The sequence below is a fragment of the Mycobacterium sp. genome (assembly GCF_032161845.1).
In the GTDB taxonomy this organism is placed as follows: Bacteria; Actinomycetota; Actinomycetes; order Mycobacteriales; family Mycobacteriaceae; genus Mycobacterium.
Window position 1 is genome coordinate 1 of sequence record NZ_JAVRQA010000309.1, and the last position, 3404, is coordinate 3404.

At 64.5% G+C, this 3404-nt stretch carries 5 protein-coding genes and 1 pseudogene; all 6 read right to left on the reverse strand.

What is annotated here, in order from left to right; genetic code table 11:
* On the reverse strand, window positions 1-239 hold a 239-nt coding region (locus QOD90_RS16780), incomplete at its 3' end, for an SDR family NAD(P)-dependent oxidoreductase (RefSeq protein ID WP_526351676.1).
* Window positions 236-664, reverse strand: a complete 429-nt coding sequence (locus tag QOD90_RS16785) for a nuclear transport factor 2 family protein (protein ID WP_526351668.1) — start codon at window positions 662-664, stop codon at window positions 236-238. The genes QOD90_RS16785 and QOD90_RS16780, both read right to left, overlap by 4 nt.
* Before the next feature lie 4 nt (window positions 665-668).
* Window positions 669-1796, reverse strand: coding sequence for an NDMA-dependent alcohol dehydrogenase (locus tag QOD90_RS16790; protein WP_526351670.1), 1128 nt, complete (start codon window positions 1794-1796; stop codon window positions 669-671).
* Window positions 1797-1893: 97 nt separating this feature from the next.
* Window positions 1894-2433, reverse strand: coding sequence for a nuclear transport factor 2 family protein (locus QOD90_RS16795; protein ID WP_526351672.1), 540 nt, complete (start codon window positions 2431-2433; stop codon window positions 1894-1896).
* 2 nt (window positions 2434-2435) lie between these two features.
* Window positions 2436-2645, reverse strand: coding sequence for a ferredoxin (locus QOD90_RS16800; protein ID WP_526351674.1), 210 nt, complete (start codon window positions 2643-2645; stop codon window positions 2436-2438).
* A gap of 19 nt (window positions 2646-2664) precedes the next feature.
* Window positions 2665-3404 (reverse strand): annotated as a pseudogene (cyp51, locus tag QOD90_RS16805) (lanosterol 14-alpha demethylase); the annotation flags it as partial.

Genomic DNA, 3404 nt, shown 5'->3' on the forward strand with positions numbered 1-3404 from the left:
TGCCCGAATTCGGTTGCGCACGAGTTGATTAGCGCGTCGGCGACGGCCGGGTCCGCCGGTGATCCGGGAAACCCGATGGCCCCGTGCCCGACGCGTGCGACGGCTCCCTCGACGGCCGTCGCGTCGCGCCCATTGACGACGACGCCCGCGCCCAACGAGGCGAGGAGCTCCGCGACCGCGAGCCCGATGCCGCGGGAGCCGCCGACGACGACGGCACCGCGGCCGGCTAGCTCGCTCAGCTCTTCTCCGCCTGCTCGATCTTCATGACATCGACGTTCCAGTAGCCGCGCAGGTTGGTCAGCAGCCCCGCGTCGTTGACACGGTAGGTGAACACGCCGCGCACTTCGCTGCTGAATCCCTCGAACTGGTTGTGCAGCACCAAGATGTGTGCGACCTCGTGCGGCGAGCTCGACGGGAACGTCTCCTGGCAGGTGATCGTGGCCTTGCTGATCGCGATGGTCTGGTCGAAGAACGCGCCGACGGCCTCCTTGCCCCGCACGCCGTTGCCGTCGGGGTTGGTGGCGAACGTGCCGATGGGATCCTCGATCAGCACGTCGTCTGCCATCAAGGCCAGCCATCCCTCGCGGTCACCTGCCTGCACGCACTCCCACGACGCGTGCGAAGCGGCCAGCGCGGGCGACTTTTGGGCGATCTCGGCCGACACGGTTCTACCGATCGGCGTCGGTGTAGCGGATGACGCCGCGGATGTTGCGGCCCTCGAGCATGTCCTTGTAGCCGTCGTTGATCTGCTCCAGCTGGTACTGCCGGGTGATCATGTCGTCGAGGTTGAGCCGGCCCGCCTTGTACATCGACAGCAGCTGCGGGATGTCGAAGTGCGGGTTGCCGCCACCGAAGATGGTGCCCTGGATGCGCTTCTGCATCAGCGTCAGCATCGCCAGGTTCAGCGACACGTTGGTGTCGAGCAGGCTGCCGATGGCGGTCAGCACCGTGGTGCCACCCTTGGAGGTGAGGTTGACGTAGGTATCGACGTCCGCGCCCTTCAACTCGCCGACCGTCACGATCACCTGTTTGGCCATCAGGCCGTGGGTGACCTCCGCGATACCCGCGAACGCGGAGTCCGTGTCCGGGTAGGCATGCGTCGCACCGAATTTCAGCGCTGCGTCGCGCTTCCACTCGACGGGCTCGATGACGAAGAGGTTCCGAGCGCCTGCGTTGACCGCGCCCTGCACCGCCGACATGCCGACGCCGCCGACACCGATCACCAGGACGTCGTCGCCGGGGCGGATGTCGCCCGCCTTGACGGCCGAGCCGTAGCCCGTCGTGACGCCGCAGCCCACCAGGCAAGCGACCTCGAAGGGGATCGACGGATCGATCTTCACCACGGAACTCTTGTGCACGACCATGTAGGGGCTGAACGTGCCGAGCAGGGTCATCGGGAAGACGGGCTCACCCTTGGCCGTGATGCGGTGCGTGCCGTCGGAGACCGCCTGGCCGCCGAGCAGACCCGCGCCGAGATCGCAGAGGTTGCGCAGTCCGGCCTGGCACGACGGACACTCGCCACACGACGGAATGAACGACAGCACGACGTGGTCGCCGACGGCCACGTTCTCGACACCGGGGCCGACCTCCGTCACGATGCCCGCGCCCTCGTGGCCGCCGAGTACCGGGAAACCCGCCATCGGGATGTCTCCGGTGACCAGATGGTGGTCGGAATGGCACATGCCAGATGCTTCCATCTGGATCTTGACCTCGTCCTTGACGGGATCGCCGATCTCGATCTCCTCGATGGACCACGGCTTGTTGAACTCCCAGATGAGAGCGCCTTTTGTCTTCATCTCCACGTGCCTTCCGCTAGAGCCAATCAGCCCAGACTAGAACCATTAGTTAGATGCGTCACGAGCACCCCCAAGCAACTGCTCGGTAGGGAGCTCTTCACCAGATGGGAACGGGGCTCTGCCCAAGCGGGTAGTAGCCGGGCAGCTTCTCGCCAGCCACGGAACGCTCGATACGCCTCTGCATGCCATCGCTGAGGTCGCCGGACCCGATGAGCTTGCCGAACATGTACGCGACGTGCCCGAAGTCGAAGAAGTCCCGCTGCCATTCGATCAGCAGATCGTCGTTGAGGCGGAACCAGCTGCCGCCGATGCCGTAGATCTCCTCCTGGGTGCCGTCGGTCTTGTTGACGATCTGCTTCCAGAACCCGACGATCTCGTTCTGCTTCTCGTCAACCAGTACCTTCTGGTATTCGTAGACCCAATTGTCGAGACCTTCCATTTCCAAACCGAGCGCGACGTCGCGGATTTCGTCCTTACCGACGCACATCACGTCTTCCTTCGGCCCGATGTTCCAGCCGTAGGTGGCGTCCTCGGTGTAGAAGTCGGCCAGGTTCTTCCAGTCGCCGGCCGCCTCCGAGTCCTGGTTGGCCTTGAGCCAACGGGCGACCCAGTCGTCGAGTTGTTCGCGTGACGCCATTGTCAGTCCTCTTTCTGTGTAAGGGAAATCGCTTGGGTGGGACACATTTCGATCGCCCGTTCGACGTCCTCGCGGATGTCGTCGGGTGGCTCTGAATCGAGGATCTCGACGACGCCGCGTTTGGGCACCGCGAACACGTCCGGCGCCTCCAGTTCGCACATCGCGTGGCCCTGGCACAGGTCTTCGTCGAGTTCGACGCGGTAGCAGCCCATCACTGATCCTCTTGCCCCTCTAGCCGCGCTGGTCTCGCCTGCGGTAACGCACCTTCGCCGGCTGAGCCAGCTGCACGACCATCTTCGAGTGGTCGTTGCGGTAGCTCTCGGCAGGCTGGGCCATCTCGAACTCGTACTCGCGCAACAGCACCGAGAAGATCGCCTTGATCTGCATCTGCGCGAACGCCGCCCCGACACAGCGATGCTTGCCCGCGCCGAAGGGGATCCACGTCCAGCGGTTCGCCAGGTCTTCCTGGCGCGGCTTCAGATAGCGGTCGGGGTTGAACGCATCGGGGTCGGGAAAGTCCTCCGCAATTCGGTTCGAGATCGCCGGCGACGCCGCGACGAAGTCGCCCTCGTGGATCGGGAAGCCCTGAACCTCGAACTCGCCCTGCGCCACTCGCATGAGGATGATCAGCGGCGGGTGCAGTCGCAGCGTCTCCTTGACGACGTTGTCCAGCTTCGGAATCTGGCGCAGCGCATGGAAACTGACCTCCTGCCCGTCCGCGTAGAGCTCCTCGAGCTCGGCCAGCACCTCGGCGTAGATCTCGGGGTGGCGGATCAGCTCGATCAACGTCCACGACGAGGTACGCGAGCTGGTGTGGTGGCCCGCGAACAGCAGAGAGATGAACATGCCCGTGACCTCGTTGGCCGTGAAGCGGTGGTTGCCTTCCTCGTCCTTGATCGAGACCAGCACGTCGAGCAGGTCGCGGTCCTCCTTGCCCTTGGGCGGGTTGGCGATACGACCGTCCATGATTT